Origin of the sequence: Pseudomonas fluorescens (assembly GCF_902497875.1) — a bacterium.
In the GTDB taxonomy this organism is placed as follows: Bacteria; Pseudomonadota; Gammaproteobacteria; order Pseudomonadales; family Pseudomonadaceae; genus Aquipseudomonas; species Aquipseudomonas fluorescens_BR.
Window position 1 is genome coordinate 26,412 of record NZ_CABVHY010000033.1, and the last position, 18,025, is coordinate 44,436.

The window sequence follows — 18,025 nt, forward strand, 5'->3', positions numbered from 1 at the left end:
CCGCTGGCCTCGTCGCACCCAGGGTTTTGGCCTGGTGGCGGCCATGTTTTTGCTCATCGTGGTGACCCTGGTGGTGATCGCCATGGCGCGTCTGTCCACTCTGCAACACGGGAGCAACAGTCTGGCCATCCAGCAAGCACGGGCCTATCAGGCTGCGCGGGCCGGCCTGGAGTGGGGAATAATCCAGGTGATGAACACCGGCCATTGCGTGGCGGGAACCCCCGACCTGAGCGGCAATAATCTTGCCGATTTCAATCTCGGCGTGGCCTGCAACGGCACTAGCTACCTGGATAACAACGGCTCCACCGTACAGATCTTCCGCTTCACCTCCACCGCGCAGAACGGTACGCCAGGCAGCCGCTCCGATTACGCCTATCGACAACTTGCCGCAACCATAGAACAAGGCACTCCATGAGCAGACAAGCATTCATCCGCAGGGGCTTGTGCGTTGTGCTTCTGGCGGGCCTGGCGCTGACCAGCCTGGCTCACGCCGCCACCACTTATACCTTCAGCCTGACGGGTACAAATGCGCCATGCTCAGGCGCCTGGACCCGCAGCGGCAATACGTTCACCTGCAGCGGTCAGATGAACCTCAATGGCGGGGACGCATTGGCGACCGGCACCTTGATCGTCGGCAACATTACCGTGGTGGCGAATCAGGGTTTTTCACTGAACTCCAACACCATCGGCACCAGCAGTAACACGGTGACGTTGGTCTCCGCTGCCGGGGCGATTAACGTCCAGGGTTCCGGGAGTACGTTCAGTGCTTCGGTGAGTTCCACCGATGGCGCCATCAGCATGAACAACGCCACGGTGACAGGCTCCGTCCAGACCGCCCGCGGCGCCATGACCCTGATCAGCAGCACTATTGCCGGCGATGCTCTGGCCGGCGGCGCGATTACGGCCACGCGAAGCTCGGTCGGCGCCAACCTGATCAGCAGTACCGGAGCCATTACGCTGACCGATGTCAAGGTCGGTGGTTTTGTCGAGGCCCTGGGGGCGGTCACTCTTCAATCCGACAGCGAGGTGAGCGGAGCGCTGACCAGCCGCGCAGGCGCGCTCACCTTGACCCGCTCCAGCGTCGGTGGCGATGCCCAGGCCTACGGTGCCATTACGGGGACTGACACCCAGGTCAACGGCAACCTGATCAGTAGCACGGGGGCGATTACCCTGGATAGAGGTAGCGTGGGCAATGACGTTCGCGCCGAAGGCGCCATCACCGCAACGGCCACGCCGGTGACCGGCAACCTGACCAGCAACGCAGGCGCTATAACACTCACCCGTGGCAGTGTCGGCGGTAATATCCTGGCCGCCGGCGTGATTACGGCGACCGATGCGCCGGTGACCGGCAACCTCACCAGCAGCACCGCCGCTATCACCCTGGTGCGCGGCAGCGTCTCGGGCGATGTCAATGCGGCTGCCGCCGTCACCACTACCGACACTTGCGTCGGCGGCAATGTACGGGCCGGTGGCGCTATCACCCTCACCCGCACCAGTGTCGGCGGCAATGTCCAGGCCGGTGGCGCCATCACCTCCACCCACAGTTGTATCGAAGGCACCATCAAGGCCGGCGGCGCCACCACCATCACCGGCAGTTGCTCATCCGGTCAGAACCATTCCAGTTGCAAGGCTACGCCGCCGACCAAGGCCCTTGATCACTTCGCGTTCAGCTATGGGGCCGCAGCGCTGACCTGCAATCCGCAGCCGATCACCATCAGTGCCTGCAGCAGTGCCGACTGCAGCCTTTACGCCGATCCCGTCAGTATTACCCTTAGCCCCACCAGCGGCTGGACAGCCATACCGCCGGCAGTCATGAGCGGCAACACCCTGACCTTCAGCGGTGGCAGTGCCCAGGCAACATTGCGCAGCGGCTCAGCGGGGAATGTAAGCCTGGCTGTCCTCTCGTCGGTCCCTGCCAGCACCAGGCCGGTCGTCTGCTCGACCAGCGGTTGTACGATCGGCTACGCCGAAAGCGGTTTTATTTTCGATGTGCCAACCCTGATCGCGGCCCGACCACAGAGCAACATTGCCTTGCGCGCCGTGAAAAAAAGCGATGCCTCGCAGGCCTGTGTGCCCAGTTTCTCCAGTGTCACCCGCAAACTGAGTTTTACCTCGGCCTACCTTGATCCCGGTACCGGCAGCCAACCGGTGCTGGTCAATGGCACCTCGGTAACGGGCAGCCCGCGCGAGTTGGATCTCGCCTTCGACAGCACCGGCAGCGCGCGCCTTACCGTCCGTTACGACGATGCCGGGCAGATGATGCTCACGGCCAGCTACCAGGGCAGCGCCGCCAACAACGATGCCGGACTCACCATGAGCGGGAACGATGTGTTCGTCGCCAAACCCTACGGCCTGTGCCTGCAGACCGATTCCACGTGCAGCGTTGCCGGTGTCAGTAGCGATTGCAAGGTGTTCCCCAATGTGCGCGCGGGCGACGCATTTCCCCTGCGCATCCAGGCGGTCGGCTGGCTGGCAGACGGCGAGCCACTGACAGCGGCGGCGTTGTGCAGCAACCATATCGTCACGGGCAATTTCCGGATGGCCGACATTCCCCTGGTCAGCGCAGTGGTCGCGCCCGTGGGCGGCGACAATGGAACAGCCTCGCCGTCTGCATACCGTCATGAGTCAGGTAGCCAGACGACGACCCTCACCTCGATTTCCGAGGTCGGTGTATTTCGACTGAGCGCAACGCCATTGGCCAATGCCTATTTCGGTGAAACCGTCAGTGGCGGTCAGAGCGGCCTGGTCGGACGCTTGATTCCCGCTTATCTGGGCGTCCAGGCAAGTGCCAGTCTGACGCCCAGCTGTAATTCGTCCTTCAGTTATCAGGGTCAGCCCATGGCCTTTGCCGCCGGACAAGAGCCTGACTTGAAGGTCACCGGTTTCAATCGCGCCGCCAGCATCACGCGTAACTATGATCGCGGTGCATTCTGGCGGTTGGCGACGCCGGTGCCGAATGCCTACACCTCTAATACCGGCAAGCTCAGCCTGGATGCCAGCGGGCGCCTGACCAGCAGTGGCGGAGCCAGTCTGACGCGAGGTGGTGTCGACGATGGCGACGGCACCCAGAGCTACCGCTGGCGCAACGAAACCCTGCGGTACACCCCGGCCATCCTGCCATTGGCCGATGACCGGCCATTTATTGCGGCCATTGTCGGGGGCTTCAGCGCTGCATCATTGACCGACAGCGATGGTGCCTGTTTTGGCGGTGGCAATGGGTGTTCGGCGTATCACTATGACTTCGCCAACAGCCCGGGTAGCGAAGTCCGTCTCGGTCGCTTGCGTCTGGGTAACGCCCATGGCTCGGAATATCAGAATCTGGACCTGCCCTTGAGCATCGAGACCTGGCAAAACGTTGCCGGTGGCAGCTTTCGGGTTGAAGGCCTGGATACCTGCACCACCGCCACCGTTTTGCAGGCGCCGGGGCTAAGCTCCTACACGGGACAGCTCGGCCAGAAAGATTATGGCAATGACAAGATCACGTTAATCGCGCCGAGCGCCGGCCTGGGCCTGTTGCGCCTGCAGGCTCCCGGCATCAATGGATCAGTCCTCGGTCAGTTAGCGGCAATGCCGTCCTGGCTTTTCTATGACTGGAATGGCAAGGGCCGCGAGGCGGCAACGGGGCTGGCCAGATTCGGCATCTATCGAGGTTCGCCGTCGATGATATTTCACCGGGAGGTTTATCGCTAAGCGCCGGGTTTCGATCGTCGAAACTTGGGCTAAGCTCGTAGGAGCTGCCGCGGGCTGCGATCTTTTCGGGCTTGGCGCTGGTCTGCGGGAAGATCAAAAGATCGCAGGCTACGCCAGCTCCTACAGGTATTGCGTACATCCGGGTAGGAGCTGCCGCAGGCTGCGATCTTTTTAGGCTTGGCGCTGGTCTGCGGGAAATCAAAAGATCGCAGGCTTCGCCAGCTCCTACAGGTAGTGCGTACATCCGGGTAGGAGCTGCCGCAGGCTGCGATCTTTTCGGGCTTGGCGCTGTCTGCGCAACGATCAAGAGATCGCAGGCTACGCCAGCTCCTGCAGGTATTGCATACATCCGACAATGAGCGGCTGTAGGCGTACAGGTTCGGCGTAGATCCGACAATTCAGACTGGCCCAAACATTTCACGCAGGATTGACGTGATGACCAAGCCCCTCCTCTCCTTCGAAGAACTCAAGCGCGCGGCGGCCTCCGGCGAGATCGATACCGTGCTGGTGTGCATGGTCGATATGCAGGGGCGACTGGTCGGCAAGCGTTTCCAGGTCGAGTTTTTCATCGACAGCGGGCATGAAGAAACCCACTGCTGTAACTACCTGCTGGCCGACGATATCGACATGGAGCCGGTGCCGGGTTACGCCGCTGCCAGCTGGAGCAAAGGCTATGGCGATTTTGTGCTCAAACCCGACATGGCCACGCTGCGCCGCGTGCCTTGGCTGGAGTGCACGGCGCTGGTGCTCTGCGACGTGCTCGATCATCACCATCGGCAAGACTTGCCGCACAGCCCGCGGGCAATCCTGAAAAAACAGATCGAGCGCCTGCGCGAACGCGGCTATACCGGTATGTTCGCCTCGGAACTTGAGTTCTACCTGTTTGATGAGAGTTACGCGGCCATCCACGAGCGCAATTATCACCAACCGAAGACCGCCGGCCATTACATCGAGGATTACAACATCCTCCAGACTACCCGCGAGGAGCCGGTGCTTCGGGCCATTCGCAAGCATCTGCAGGCCTGCGGCATTCCCGTGGAAAACTCCAAGGGTGAATGGGGCCCCGGCCAGGAAGAGATCAACATTCGCTATGCCGATGCCCTGACCATGGCCGACCACCATGTCATCATCAAACACGCCTGCAAAGAGATCGCCCAACTGCAGGGCAAGGCAATCACCTTCATGGCCAAGTGGCGCTATGACGCCGCCGGTTCCAGCAGCCATGTACACAATTCGCTGTGGGACAAAAATGCCAAAAAGCCGCTGTTCTTCGACCCCAAGGCCGAGTTCGGCATGTCGAAGCTGATGCGCTCGTGGGTGGCCGGGCAGCTCAAATACGCCAACGACATCACCTGCTTTCTCGCGCCCTACATCAATTCGTACAAGCGATTCCAGGCCGGCACCTTTGCGCCGACGCGGGCGGTATGGAGTCGGGACAATCGCACCGCGGGCTTTCGTTTGTGCGCGGAAGGCAGCAAAGCCATCCGCATCGAATGTCGCATCGGCGGCGCCGACCTCAACCCCTATCTGGCCTTCGCCGCCTTGATCGCCGCGGGCCTGGCCGGTATCGACGAAAAGCTCGACCTCGCGCCGCCTTTCGAGGGCGATGCCTACCTCGATGAGCATTTGCCTGAAGTGTCGAAGACCCTGCGCGATGCCTGCGCCGCACTCAAGGCCTCGAGCATGTTGCGCGAGGCGTTCGGTGATGAAGTGATCGAGCACTACGTACACACCGCCGAGTGGGAGCAGAAAGAGTACGACCGGCGGATCACCGACTGGGAACTGCAGCGCGGCTTCGAGCGCTATTGAGACCACCATGACCTCGATGATTCATCTCATCTCACCGGTCGATGGCCGGGTCTACGCCGAACGTCGTTGCGCCGATGCTGCGCAAATCGACCAGGCTCTGAGGGCGGCCACAGCCGCCCAGGCGCAATGGAAACGCCGGCCACTGAGCGAACGCGCCGCCTTCTGTAGCGCCGCGGTGGACGCGATGCTGGCCATGAAGGCTGAAATCGTGCCTGAACTGGCTTGGCAGATGGGCCGCCCGGTGCGCTTTGGCGCCTTTGAGCTGCGCGGGTTCGAAGAGCGTGCCCGGCATATGATCGCCATTGCGCCTGAAGCGTTGGCAGCGCTTGAACCCACGCCTGTCGCGGGTTTTCGGCGCTATATCAAACGCGAGCCGTTAGGTACGGTCCTGGTCGTCGCACCCTGGAATTATCCCTATCTGACGGCGGTGAATACGATCATTCCGGCGCTGATGGCCGGCAACAGCGTCATCCTCAAACACGCTTCACAAACGCTGCTGGTCGGCGAACGTTTCGCCGAGGCCATGCGCCGCGCCAATCTGCCTGAAGGGCTGTTCCAGAACCTGCTGCTCAATCATGTCTATACCGGGGCGATCATTGCCTCTGGAGGGGTGCAGCAGGTGAACTTCACCGGTTCAGTGGACGCCGGCCAGGCCATGCAACACGCTGCCGTCGGAGGTTTCCTCGGCGTCGGCCTGGAGCTCGGCGGCAAAGACCCGGCCTACGTGCGGGCAGACGCCAACCTCGAGCACGCGGTGGAAAACCTGGTGGACGGCAGCTTCTTCAACTCCGGGCAGAGCTGTTGTGCCGTCGAGCGTATTTATGTCGATGAAAAAATCTACCCGGCCTTTGTCGAGCGCTTCGTTGCCTTGACCGGCCAATACGTGCTCGGTAATCCGCTGAACCAAGCCACCACCCTCGGCCCAATGGTCACGCCGAGCGCCGCTGAATTCGTTCGGGGTCAGATCGCCGACGCACTGTCCAAGGGCGCCAGGGCACTGATCGATCCGAAGGCCTTTCCCGCAGACGCGCCGGGCAGCGCCTACCTCGCGCCGCAGGTGTTAGTCGACGTTACCCATCAAATGTCAGTCATGCGCGAGGAAAGCTTTGGTCCAGTGGTCGGCATCATGCCGGTGGCCAGCGACGACGAAGCCATCGCCTTGATGAACGACAGTGAGTTCGGGCTCAGCGCGTCCATTTGGACCCAAGACCTCGCCGCCGCCGAACACCTGGGCAACCAAATCGACACTGGCACGGTTTTCATGAACCGCTGCGATTACCTGGACCCGGCCCTGGCCTGGACCGGAGTGAAGAACAGCGGGCGCGGCGTAACCCTGTCGCGCCTTGGCTACGAACATCTGACCCGAGCCAAATCCTTCCATCTGCGCCACGAGGTGTAGAACATGAGCCTGACTGGAAACTGGAACTACCCCACGAGCATTCGCTTCGGTGTCGGCCGCATCGCCGAGTTGGCCGAGGTCTGTCGCAGCCAGGGTATCCAGCGACCGTTGCTGGTCACCGACAGTGGCCTGGCGCGCGTGCCGATCACCGCGGCGGCGCTGGAGGCCTTGCGCGCCGCCGGTCTTGGCGTAGCACTGTTTTCCGACCTCAAGCCCAATCCGGTCGAAGCCAACCTGGCGGGTGGGCTCGACGCCTGGCGCGCGGGCAACCACGATGGGGTGGTCGCCTTCGGCGGTGGCAGCGGCCTGGATATGGGCAAGCTCATCGCCTTCATGAGCGGCCAGACCCGACCGGTCTGGGATTTCGAAGACATCGGCGACTACTGGACCCGCGCCGACGACAGTCACATCGCCCCGGTCATTGCGGTGCCGACCACCGCGGGGACCGGCTCCGAGGTCGGCCGTGCGGCGGTGATCATCGATGAGCGGACGCACACCAAACGCATCATCTTCCACCCGAAAATGATGCCGCGGGTGGTCATCAGTGACCCGACCCTGACCATCGGCATGCCGGCCAAGGTCACCGCCGGCACCGGCATGGATGCTTTTGCGCATTGCCTGGAGTCGTACTGCGCCCCGGGTTTTCACCCGATGGCCGAGGGTATCGCGGTGGAAGGCATGCGGCTGGTGGCCAATGCCCTGGTACGGGCCGTACACACACCTTCGGACCTTGAGGCGCGAGCGCAAATGCTCGCGGCTGCCGCGATGGGCGCCACTGCCTTCCAGAAAGGTCTGGGCGGGATGCACGCGCTCGCGCATCCGGTGGGAGCTCTGTACGACACCCATCACGGCATGACCAATGCCACCTTGATGCCCTATGTCCTGCAGTTCAATCGAGCGGCTATCGAGGAACGCATCACCCGCCTGGCGGCTTATCTGCGTCTGCCCTCCCCGGGTTTCAGCAGCTTCCTGGCCTTCGTCCTCAAGCTGCGCAAGGACATCGGCGTACCGCATACGCTGTTTGAACTGGGCGTGGATGATCGCCAGGCCGACCTGATCGCCGACATGGCGATTGTCGATCCCTCTGCCGGCGGCAACCCGCTGCCATTGACCCGGGACGGCGCGGCACAGATTTTCGACGCGGCTTTTCACGGCCGTCTGTAAAACCAAGGTCGCAGCCTACGGCTGTCCATGGCCAAGACGCAGCATGAATGGGTTCCATCCATTAGAGGCAGGGTTAGAGGCAGGAGCAGTACGACAGGGGGTTGAAGGCCAGCCCATTCGGCAACGCACAACGCCAATGGATGTGAATCAAAACCTGAAGGGGCACAGATCATGAGTCCAGCAAGCCAGCCCGGCACCAGCGCGCCGCAAGACGATGACATCAAGGTGTTGCACAGCATGGGCTATGCCCAGCAACTCTCACGACGCATGGGCGTTTTCTCCAACTTTGCCATTTCCTTTTCGATCATCTGCATCCTCTCGGGTGGCATCAACTCGCTGGCCCAGGGCACCTCGGGCGCGGGCGGCGCGGCCATCGGCATCGGCTGGCCGATCGGATGCCTGATCTCCGGGGTTTTCGCCATGGCCATGGCGCAGATTTCCTCGGCCTACCCCACCGCTGGCGGTCTCTATCACTGGAGTTCGATTCTCGGTAACCGCTTCGCCGGCTGGCTGACAGCCTGGTTCAACTTGCTGGGGCTGGTGACGGTGCTCGGCGCGATTAACGTCGGTACCTATTACTTCTTTTTCGGGGCCTTCGGACCGGCCCTGGGAATGGAAGACACCATCACCACACGGATCATTTTCCTGAGCATCCTGACCGGCATCCAGGCCTTGTGTAACCACTTCGGTATTGGCCTGACCGCAAAGCTCACCGACTTCTCGGGCTATCTGATCTTCGCCACGGCGATCGCATTGACCATCGTCTGCCTGATCGCCGCGCCCAGCTATGAGTTCGCCCGGTTGGTGACCTTCGGCAACTATTCCGGCGAGACCGGCGGTAACGTCTGGCCAGAAGTGTCGAACGGCTGGATTTTCATGCTCGGCCTGCTCCTGCCGATCTACACCATCACCGGTTATGACGCCTCCGCGCATACCTCCGAGGAGACCCGCCAGGCTGCCATGTCGGTGCCGGTCGGGATGGTCATGTCGGTGGTCTGGTCGCTGTTGTTTGGCTGGCTCATGCTCAGCTCGTTTGTGTTGATGCTGCCCAGCATGGACGAAGCGGCAACCCATGGCTGGAACGTGTTCTTCTGGGCGATGGACACGCAGGTGAACCCGAACGTCAAGATGGCGCTGTACCTGGCGATTTTCATCTCGCAGTTTCTCTGCGGGTTGGCGACCGTGACCTCGGTCTCACGAATGATTTTCGCGTTCTCGCGTGACGGCGGCCTGCCCTGCTCCAAAGCCCTGGCCAAGGTCTCACCCAAGCATCGCAGCCCGGTGGCGGCGATCTGGACCGGCGCCACGCTCGCGGTGCTGTTCGTCTGGGGATCGTCCCTGGTATCGATCGGCGAAACCCCGGTCTACACCATTGTGGTGTCCTGCACGGTGATCTTCCTGTTCTTCTCCTTCGTCATTCCCATCATCCTGGGCCTGTTTACCTTCGGCACCGCTAAGTGGCCGACCATGGGGCCGTGGAACATGGGGCGCTTTTGGTATTCATTCTTCGCCATCCTCTCGATCCTCTCCATGGTGCTGATCTTCATCATCGGCATTCAGCCGCCGAACGATTGGGCGCTGTACATCACCATCGGCTTTCTGGTTCTGACCGCTATCGTCTGGTTCGCCTTTGAAGCCCGGCGCTTCCAGGGCCCGCCCATGGGCGAGACGATCATCAAGCGCCAGGCCGAAATCGCAGCGGCTGAAGAGGCGTTGAATAAACAAACTGGAAGCTGAACGCCACCGCCATGAAAAACGGGATTCTTCCGTCTAGTGACATTTGTGGCGAGGGAGCTTGCTCCCGCCGGCCGGTCCGCGCTCGGGAGCAGCGGTCGTAAAACCGGCGAACGTGCTCCAACTGATGAACCGCAGCGCCTGGTTTTAGGACCGCTTCGCGGCCCAACGGGGGCAAGCCCCCTCGCCACAGGAAGTGTGCCCGACGCTGGGAGCGTTGCTTTTCATGACATCCAAGCCTCAGCGGGTTTTACGATAGGTACCTATCAGCTCGGCCTGTGCCAGGACATGGCCGCGCATGGCGCTTTCCAGTTGAGCCTTGGTTGGTAGCTTCAGGTCCGGCAAGACCGTGTCCAGCGCGTAGAGCTTGTGAAAGTACCGATGGGTGCCAATGGGCGGACAGGGTCCACCGTAGCCGATCCTTTGCCAGTCGTTGAGCCCCTGTAGCGTGCCGGGCGGCGGCGTGTGCAGGTCTTCGGCCAAGCCGGTTGTCCCTGCGGGCAAGTTATAGAGCAGCCAATGGACCCAGGTCATCTTCGGGGCCGCGGGATCTGGCGCGTCCGGGTCGTCCATGATCAGCGCCAGACTTTGGGTGCCTGGCGGCACACCACTCCAGGCCAGCGGCGGAGAAACATCCTTGCCCTCACAGCTGTAAAGCACCGGTATCGGACCCTGGGCAGGAAAAGCAGGCGATTCGAGCACGAGTGGCATGGCGGTTACCTCTTTGAAGGGTGTTTGACAACAGACTCGATGCCGCGCGGGGGCCCCGATATCCCCGATAACAAACACTATAGTTGCGCCACGGCGCACTGCCTGGCATCAGGCATGGGTTCCGGGTCCGGCTTTAGCGTTCTGCAATACCGTTTCGGGATGTCCATGAAAGGCCTGGCTAAGCGATTCCAGGCGAGCGGCCAAGGGAGGCAGGCATTCTCATTTCCAAATATATCGCTTCCGATACCAGGCAAGGCTATTCAGGGCCACCCGCTAGTTCTCATGACACTACTGCGATTAGTTGTCTACCATTCCACTCTATAAACATCTTCCGACCTTTACAGTGCGCGGAGCCAGGGCACTAACAAGAGACCTCTCGCGCCAGGGTCTAGCGCTTCGCGTGGAACACATCGGCTCTATGAGTTCCCGCTAAAACTTTAAATAGTCGACGACGTCCCCGGGTTGCTGGTGAATGGAGAGGTAACGGATGTTATTTGAAACGGGAAAGGCTAAGCCTGGCCAAGAGAAGCAACGCGTGAAACCTCGGCATGGCTCACGGCTGCGACGGCTTGGGTGGTCGCTGGTGGTCCTTGGACTGATTGTTTTGTATGCCACCTCTTCACGGTCTTACTGGCATCAACAAGTGTATTTCTACCTGCACAACCGCTGGACGGGTGATACCGCGCCTGGCAAAAACATCTGGCTGCCGGACTATCATCCGGTGATTGATGGCAAACCGCTGGAAAGTATCCGGCACAACCTGTCCGGGATCACCTATGACTATGATCGTGATCGCCTGCTGGCAGTCACCAATGGTTCACCGGTGGAACTCCTGGCCCTGAGCAAGACCGGTGAAGTGCTTGAGCGATATCCGCTGTCAGGGTTTAAGGATCTCGAAGGCATCACCTATCTGGGTAACGGCCGTGTGGCATTGGCCGAGGAACGTCTTCAACAGTTGGACATTATCGATCTGCCGACTGCGGTGCGCCCGATTCAGGTCGAGGAGGCACAATTCATCGCGCTGGCGATCAATTTGAGCCATTCCAACAAAGGCTTTGAAGGCGTTACTTATGACGCCGCAAATGATCGCCTGCTGGCAATCAAAGAACGCGACCCCCGCCAGCTGTTCGAAGTCTCGGGCGTCATGAAGTCTCTCGATGGCCCGTTGCAAATCAAGGTCGGGGACCTGACCTCATGGATCAATCGCAGCGTGTTCGCCAGCGACCTGTCCGACGGTTATTACCACCCCGGGACGGGCCACCTGCTGATCCTCAGCGACGAATCGAAGTCAATCATCGAGCTGGATGGTGACGGTAAGTTCGTCAGTTTCCTGCCCCTGAGAAGCGGCGTTTCGCAACTCAAGGCCCATGCACCGCAAGCCGAAGGCGTAACGATGGACAGCGCGGGTAACCTGTATGTGGTCAGCGAGCCCAATCTATTCTACAAGTTCCAGAAGAAATAACCGCCGCGCCCCTGCTCACTGACATTTCGCCGGTCACTGATGGCAGGGCTCGGTAGCACCCGACATGGCAACCATGTTTGTACATCCTTGCCCTGAAAAAAGCAGCTATCGTGTGGATACTGGCCTATCGAAATTACCCTGTTTTTTCGTCGGATCCGGGAAAACCAGGCGGGGGTTAACGTGGAAGACATCGATAAATCAAAAGTTCTTCAACAAGAGTATTTCCACCTGCAAAGCGCCATAGATGCGTTCGACTCCCGCGCCCTGACAATAAAAGCCTGGAGTGTTACCTTCGGCTTCGCCACCCTGGTGGGCTCCGCAATATTCAACGAACCGGCTGTCTCATTCGTTGTGTTTATCAGCGGCTTGCTATTTTGGTGCATTGAGGCCAGTTGGAAAACATTCCAGGATGCTTATTACCAACGGGTCAAAGTGCTCGAAGTCTATTTCGAGAAACCCACCGGGGAATTGGCTCCGCTCCAAATACATCGCGCCTGGAACAATGCCTACAAGACCAATCGCATCGCCACCTTTGCCAAGGTGTTGTTTTATCCTCATGTAATGTTGCCTCACGTGGCTGTTGCACTGTTTGGTCTTGTTTTCTATGATATTTTTCCGGTCAACCATGAGCTCCCGGCTTCAGTTTTCCCCATCGTAGAGAGCCCACAGCCAATGACGCTCAAGGATCTGATAATAATCATCGTGACTGTGATTGGCGTCCCGGCGGCGCTACTGGCGGCCTGGAAGGCGCTGGTCGAATTCAGGGTCGGGAATACCGAAAAACAACGGGAGAATCGCCACAAACAGGCGAGTGCGGCTAAAGAAGAGCTTAAATCACTGTTCAGCGACCCGTTGGCTCACGCAGCCATGAGGATGACTGATTGGACAGGTCGCTACTACCTGATAGATGGAACTTCGGTCCCGATTCTGACCGAAGACGTCATTTCCGGACTTCGAACACACAATCTGAATTTCAGCAGAAAAGAACTATTTATACGCGATTGTTTCGAATCGTTTTTTGATCATATCCTGATGATTGAGCATCTTGTTTCCATCGACTACATCAACTATGAAGAAATAGAGGTCCCACTAAAATATTACGCGAGTAAAATCGCCTTGAACCTTCACATCTACAATGACTTCCTTACTGACTATGGCTATCAGAAAGCCAAGGAACTATTCCTCAGGGTAGCGGACGTCACTCCCCCGCCTCCAACAAAGGTTTGATAGCAAACAGGACCTTCATGGATCCTGCCCCTCATGCACCAAGCGGAACATCTCATCGATCTGCGAGTAACCCTGCGGGCTGATCCGCCAGTATTTCTGGCCCTCTGCGCTTGTCAGGAAACTGCGTCGACGCTCCAGCCGGTCGTCGCCACCCACGCTTTTCAATATCACATAGCGCACTTTGCCGACCGGGCTGATCAGCACCGTCGATCCCCCTTGATAGGTAAACGCCGGGCCCTGCCCGGAGGCCTTTACATGACGCTTTTGAGTGACTTCCGCCACCAGGTCGAAGGTCACGCTCTGATCAGGACCGACTCGACGCAAGGTGCGGATCGACTGGACGCATGGCAGGCTGACGCTGTCGCCCTGCAAGCGCCGGTCATCCGCGGCGACCAGGCCGAACTCGGCCAGGTGTTCGGGCCTGCTGACATACATCCCCAGCACACCGGCCTGGCGGCGTAGTTCCTGGGGGCTGGCGCAATGCGCCGGGTCCCCTTCGAAACGCAGGGAGGCGAAGTCCAGGGCCGACACGCGGGGCAAGTCTATCCGTGGCGCTCGCCATAACAAGGCGTCTTCCGAGAGGCTGGTAACAGTGCGCGGGTAAATATTACGCCGCCGGAAGCTGTCGATGATCGCCCCCCGATAGTCCCATGTGTCATCCGGCAGCACGTCGTAATCGGCGGTGATGAGCGCTCGCAGGTAGTCGCCGAAATTGATTGCCGTGGGTGGGCAATAGTCGATGGCACGGATGCAGATGGTGAGGAACTGGCGGGCCAGCTTGCTGGCCTTTTCCGCCAGCAGCACTTGCAAGTCGTGGGACAGGTCACCGGGCGGGAGTATCCCGCAGCCGTTGGTGGCGAGGCGGATGTAGCGTGCGCTTTTGCGCTCGAAGATCTGCGCAAAGGCTTCGAACAGCGCACTCACCAGAATCGATCCCAGTTCATGCACTTCCAGATCCGGCTTGTACTGTCGCGGCTGCTCGAAATTGATTTCTATCGCGTTGCGCAGTGGACCGTTCTTGCCGGTGGTGTGACCAAACTGCTGAGCCAGCTGGGTCAGCAAGCTGGCTTGCAGCAGATTGCCTTTGCACCTGCGGATCGAGGCGATCAGCACTTCCCGGTAACTGAAGTGTTGAAAAATTGCCACCAGGTCGGCGAACGCTTCATGAAAGGCCGGCACGTCCACACTCAACGGCAGGCTGAAGCATGGGCGCAGGCCATCGAGCAGCGCATGGGTGACTTCGTGGGAGATGATGTCGTGTGACAGGCACGTGAAGACGTAGCCGCCCGGCAGCGATCGATCGCTGGGCGTGTCGCTGGCCTTGAAATAGCCGAAACGGATCTCGCCGCCCTGGCTGCCTTGGGTGTAGTAAGCGTTGCGGTTCTCGCCGTAATGCGGGTGCAAGGTGAGCGGTACTGGCTCCTGTTCATTGCCGAATCCCCAGCTCGGGTCGCGTCCCAGCGCCAGCTTGAAGGCCATGTAGATGTTGCTGCTGACGGCATAGACCATCTGCTGATGAAAGCGCGGGTCCGACGGCGAAGGTTCATAACCATTGGCGATCAGTACCCCGAGCTCATCCAGGTCGGCCTGGCGATACTCCAGGCCCAACTGGGTGTTGCGATGCTCGACCCGGAACAGACAACCGCTGAGCCCGGCGGTTTTGAATCTCTCGAAGGGTACATTGATGGTGCCAATGGCGCCCTCCAGGCGCCGCACCGAAGGGTCCACCGTATAGATCCGCAATGGTCGGTACAACGGGTCTGCGGGGTCCCGTTGGTAGGGTGGGCTCGGTAGCCAGCCGAATGACCCCGCCAGGCAGAAGTCGACCCCTTCGCCAGGGCGCTTGGGTTCCTTTGGCACGATCGGTTACCTCCTGCCGGATTGACTGTTCAACTGTTGCAGTAGCTGCAGGATCTGCATCAGCACGGCGCTCTCCGAACCCGACTGCCGCCCCGGACCGGCCACCAGGACGCTCTGCAGCGGTTGCAACAGCACCGCGACTTTGGCGTTGTCGTTGCAATCGAGCTTGGGATGCTGACGGGCTTGCGCGCCGAAATCGCCAACCACCCGCTGGGTGAACTGCTCATGGGTGATCTGACTACCCTCGTCGAGCACGCGGGTAGCGCGCAGGGTGAACTCGCCATGGCCGTCGCTTTCCCACGCCACTTCATCATCCTGGCAGGCGGCGAACTTGATGTCGCGCATGCCCTGCGCCCCGCCACTGTCCATGGCCCGCGAGACGCCGCCGCGGGCTTGGCGAAAGAGCGCGTGGGCGCGGTTGATTTCCTCGCTAGGCGGCACGAAACGCTTGCGAGCGTCTCGGCCCAATGGGCGCTGATTGACGCCACCGACCGCAAACCGCGTATTGCTGCCTGAATGGCAGCAGTCCATGAAGCAGGTGAGGTTCACTCCGTCCGGCAAGCGGGCGAAGATCTCGGCGATGTCATCGTCGATGTACAGCGCGCCCGTGGCAAAGTCCAACGGACACAGCGCTTCGTCATTGGCATCGTCTTCGTCGCCATTGAGGTCGGTGACAAAGGTCCCGTGGCCGGAGTACTGGAGGACGATCACATCCCCGGCCCGCGAGTCAGTAACCATCTCGCGAATACTTCGGTCGATCGCCTCGCGGGTGGCCTGGCCGTTGAGCAGCATCTGGATGGAAAAGCCGCGCTTGCTCAGAGATTGCGCCCACATCTGCGCATCGGCGACACAGCCGGCAAGCCGATGTTCCGGTTCAGGGTAATCATTGATCCCGATGCACAGCGCCATGCGCCGGCCACCTGCCGCCACCGCAGACGCGCCAACGGCCTGGAGCGAAACCGCAGTCGGCGACGCCGGGTAGCGCGTCGGCGGGGCAATCGAGGCGTTCTGACGCCACTGCTCAAAGCCCTCGGGCCAATCGACCTCCTCGGTCCATGCCCGAGCCCGGGACAGCGCTTTGGCCCGCGGATAGGGGTTGATCCTGCCGGCATCCGGCAGGTCAAGAATGCGCAGCAAGGCGCTGTTCATGGTCACCGGGTCATCATCGAAGCCGCCATGGGAGGTGGACTGGCTGGCCGAGAGCCCGGTGTCGGATGCTGACTGCGACCAGATGACTTCTCCCGGCCCGCTGTTCTTGCCGTCGAGATTGAACAGCTGCTTGAGCACAGGATCCGCGCGCAGGCTCTCTTCGAGCCCGAGAATCGGTGTGCCGCGCTTTTCTTCCAATGCATAAAAAATCAGATAGAGCAGCGACTTGCGATATACCCCGGCGCAGTCGTCCGCCTTCTCGAAGAGTTTTTTCATGGTAAAGATCGTGATCTTCTCGGCCACCTCACCCTTGTGCAACAGTTCCAGCAGGTGCTGCTTGAAGGTGTCGACCCGCACCGCGGGTGCGAGAAATTGCAGGGTGGCTAATTTCGGTACTCTGAGATGGTGCGCGGCGGTCAGGAAATGACAATGAAAAATCGCCCCGGCACTGTGGCCCATCCCATGCAGTTCGACACTTTCGGGATGGGCGTCACAAAATTGCTTGAGCTTGCCGGCGACGTACCAGGCCCCGCCATCGACCGGGTCAGCTGCCCGTTCGGCGCTGTACTTCATCCCGCCCCAGATGCTCTCCCCACCCAGGGATCGCGCCGCACCTTCGATCAGCAGGTCCGAACTGTAGTCGGCCAGGTCCCGAGCCGCCCCCGGCCAGGCGCGCTTGAGCAGGCTGCCGATAGTCTCGAAAAAGCCGGTCCGCCAGATGAAGAAGATCGGATAGATTCCATTGCTCAGCCACCACGCCAAATGTTTCTGGGCAATTTCCAGGCCGGCGGACTGCGAAATCAACCCGCCGTGGGCATAGAGCAACACGCGCAGCTTGCGATTCTCCCGCTTCGCCACGGCCAGCGCCTCGATCAAATGCTCCTCGAATATCGCATCGACATCGGCCGCTGAAGTCGTGACCTCACCTTCGCTGGTGAATCGCCCCACGGTGAGGTTGACCAGGTGCGGCTGCAGCGCGGCCAGTTGGCCGGGGGTCAACCCGTGGCCGCGCGCCGTTGCGGACGGCTCTCGCGACCCATCGGTGGACCGCGCCTCGTGCTCATCGTGAGACAACTCCGCATCCGCCGGATCGATGCCCCTTGGCGTGCGCGACAGCGCGTCAATGGCATCGCGCAGGACATTAGCCTGCTCACCGGGAAAGGGTCCCTCCGTTTCACCGAAGCCACGACCCTGGCCCTGGCCGGCTATCTGCTCGCGCAGGCTCTGCACCTCGGCAAGAATCTGCTGGTAGTCCAGGCTGTTGCCCGGGCACGACTTGCTCGACATCGAACTATGAAAGCGCAGGCTTTCCAGCGTCAGGTCGAATTTCTCCTGAACCAGGGCCACCACCCGCAATGCCGAATCACGTTGCTGACCATCAAAGGGGTCGCGGCCCTGGTCGAAATCACCGACCATCTCGAACATGAACGGGCCGAACGAGGCATTGCCGTTATGCCCCGCCGCGCTCGCCGGTGGCTGGTTCCAGTTGCGCCCCAGCCAGATGAAGCCTTCGGGATCAATGGTGATGTGCTGGGCAATATCACTCCAGCCATTGGTCTGGGTGTGAAACCGCCACATGCCGACGATCGTTTCATGCCCTTTGAAGTCCCGTCGGCTCGGTCGCCAGGTGTGATGCATGTGCACGGCATTGATTTTGCGACTGAAGGGGTATTGAGCAAGCAGCTGCGTGAACTGCTCCAGGCTGAGCCTGATAAAGGTGGGCGTCGACATGCTGGAAAACCTCTGAGACAAGGTTACTCGAGAAGACACTGAAGGAAACTTTAGGTGGGAATGGCACTTTGTCCATTTATAACCAGGCG

Annotated in this window: 11 protein-coding genes; 8 read left to right on the forward strand and 3 right to left on the reverse strand. The window is 60.4% G+C overall.

Going from position 1 to position 18,025, the window contains the following annotated elements; translation table 11 throughout:
* Positions 1 to 43 precede the first annotated feature (43 nt).
* From F8N85_RS27020 to F8N85_RS27045, 6 genes are all read left to right on the forward strand, one after another.
* Complete coding sequence (locus tag F8N85_RS27020) at positions 44 to 415, forward strand: hypothetical protein (RefSeq protein WP_150806561.1); 372 nt, start codon at positions 44 to 46, stop codon at positions 413 to 415.
* Positions 412 to 3,690 (forward strand): DUF6701 domain-containing protein, encoded by a 3,279-nt coding sequence (locus F8N85_RS27025; RefSeq protein WP_150806562.1) that lies wholly within the window; start codon positions 412 to 414, stop codon positions 3,688 to 3,690. Before F8N85_RS27020 ends, F8N85_RS27025 begins: the two co-directional genes overlap by 4 nt.
* A gap of 435 nt (positions 3,691 to 4,125) precedes the next feature.
* Positions 4,126 to 5,499, forward strand: coding sequence for a glutamine synthetase family protein (locus F8N85_RS27030; RefSeq protein ID WP_150806563.1), 1,374 nt, complete (start codon positions 4,126 to 4,128; stop codon positions 5,497 to 5,499).
* Between the two features lie 7 nt (positions 5,500 to 5,506).
* Positions 5,507 to 6,898 (forward strand): aldehyde dehydrogenase family protein, encoded by a 1,392-nt coding sequence (locus F8N85_RS27035; RefSeq protein ID WP_150806564.1) that lies wholly within the window; start codon positions 5,507 to 5,509, stop codon positions 6,896 to 6,898.
* Between the two features lie 3 nt (positions 6,899 to 6,901).
* Complete coding sequence (locus tag F8N85_RS27040; RefSeq protein WP_150806565.1) at positions 6,902 to 8,062, forward strand: iron-containing alcohol dehydrogenase; 1,161 nt, start codon at positions 6,902 to 6,904, stop codon at positions 8,060 to 8,062.
* Positions 8,063 to 8,233: 171 nt separating this feature from the next.
* Complete coding sequence (locus F8N85_RS27045) at positions 8,234 to 9,799, forward strand: amino acid permease (RefSeq protein WP_150806566.1); 1,566 nt, start codon at positions 8,234 to 8,236, stop codon at positions 9,797 to 9,799.
* A gap of 237 nt (positions 9,800 to 10,036) precedes the next feature.
* Here F8N85_RS27045 and F8N85_RS27050 read toward each other — a convergent pair whose 3' ends face one another.
* The gene (locus F8N85_RS27050) at positions 10,037 to 10,507 is read right to left on the reverse strand and encodes a YbhB/YbcL family Raf kinase inhibitor-like protein (protein ID WP_150806567.1); all 471 of its coding nucleotides are present in this window, start codon (positions 10,505 to 10,507) and stop codon (positions 10,037 to 10,039) included.
* Positions 10,508 to 11,042: 535 nt separating this feature from the next.
* Here F8N85_RS27050 and F8N85_RS27055 point away from each other — a divergent pair.
* Together F8N85_RS27055 and F8N85_RS27060 are read left to right on the forward strand one after the other, a co-directional pair.
* On the forward strand, positions 11,043 to 11,969 hold the full coding sequence (locus F8N85_RS27055; protein WP_224795758.1) for an SdiA-regulated domain-containing protein: 927 nt from the start codon (positions 11,043 to 11,045) through the stop codon (positions 11,967 to 11,969).
* A 180-nt stretch (positions 11,970 to 12,149) separates the two neighbouring features.
* Positions 12,150 to 13,196, forward strand: a complete 1,047-nt coding sequence (locus F8N85_RS27060) for a hypothetical protein (RefSeq protein ID WP_150806569.1) — start codon at positions 12,150 to 12,152, stop codon at positions 13,194 to 13,196.
* A gap of 15 nt (positions 13,197 to 13,211) precedes the next feature.
* On the opposite strand, the gene F8N85_RS27065 is transcribed toward F8N85_RS27060, so the two are convergent.
* Positions 13,212 to 15,056 (reverse strand): peptidase M4, encoded by a 1,845-nt coding sequence (locus tag F8N85_RS27065; protein ID WP_150806570.1) that lies wholly within the window; start codon positions 15,054 to 15,056, stop codon positions 13,212 to 13,214.
* A gap of 6 nt (positions 15,057 to 15,062) precedes the next feature.
* Positions 15,063 to 17,936, reverse strand: coding sequence for a caspase family protein (locus tag F8N85_RS27070; RefSeq protein WP_191636271.1), 2,874 nt, complete (start codon positions 17,934 to 17,936; stop codon positions 15,063 to 15,065).
* Positions 17,937 to 18,025: the final 89 nt, after the last annotated feature.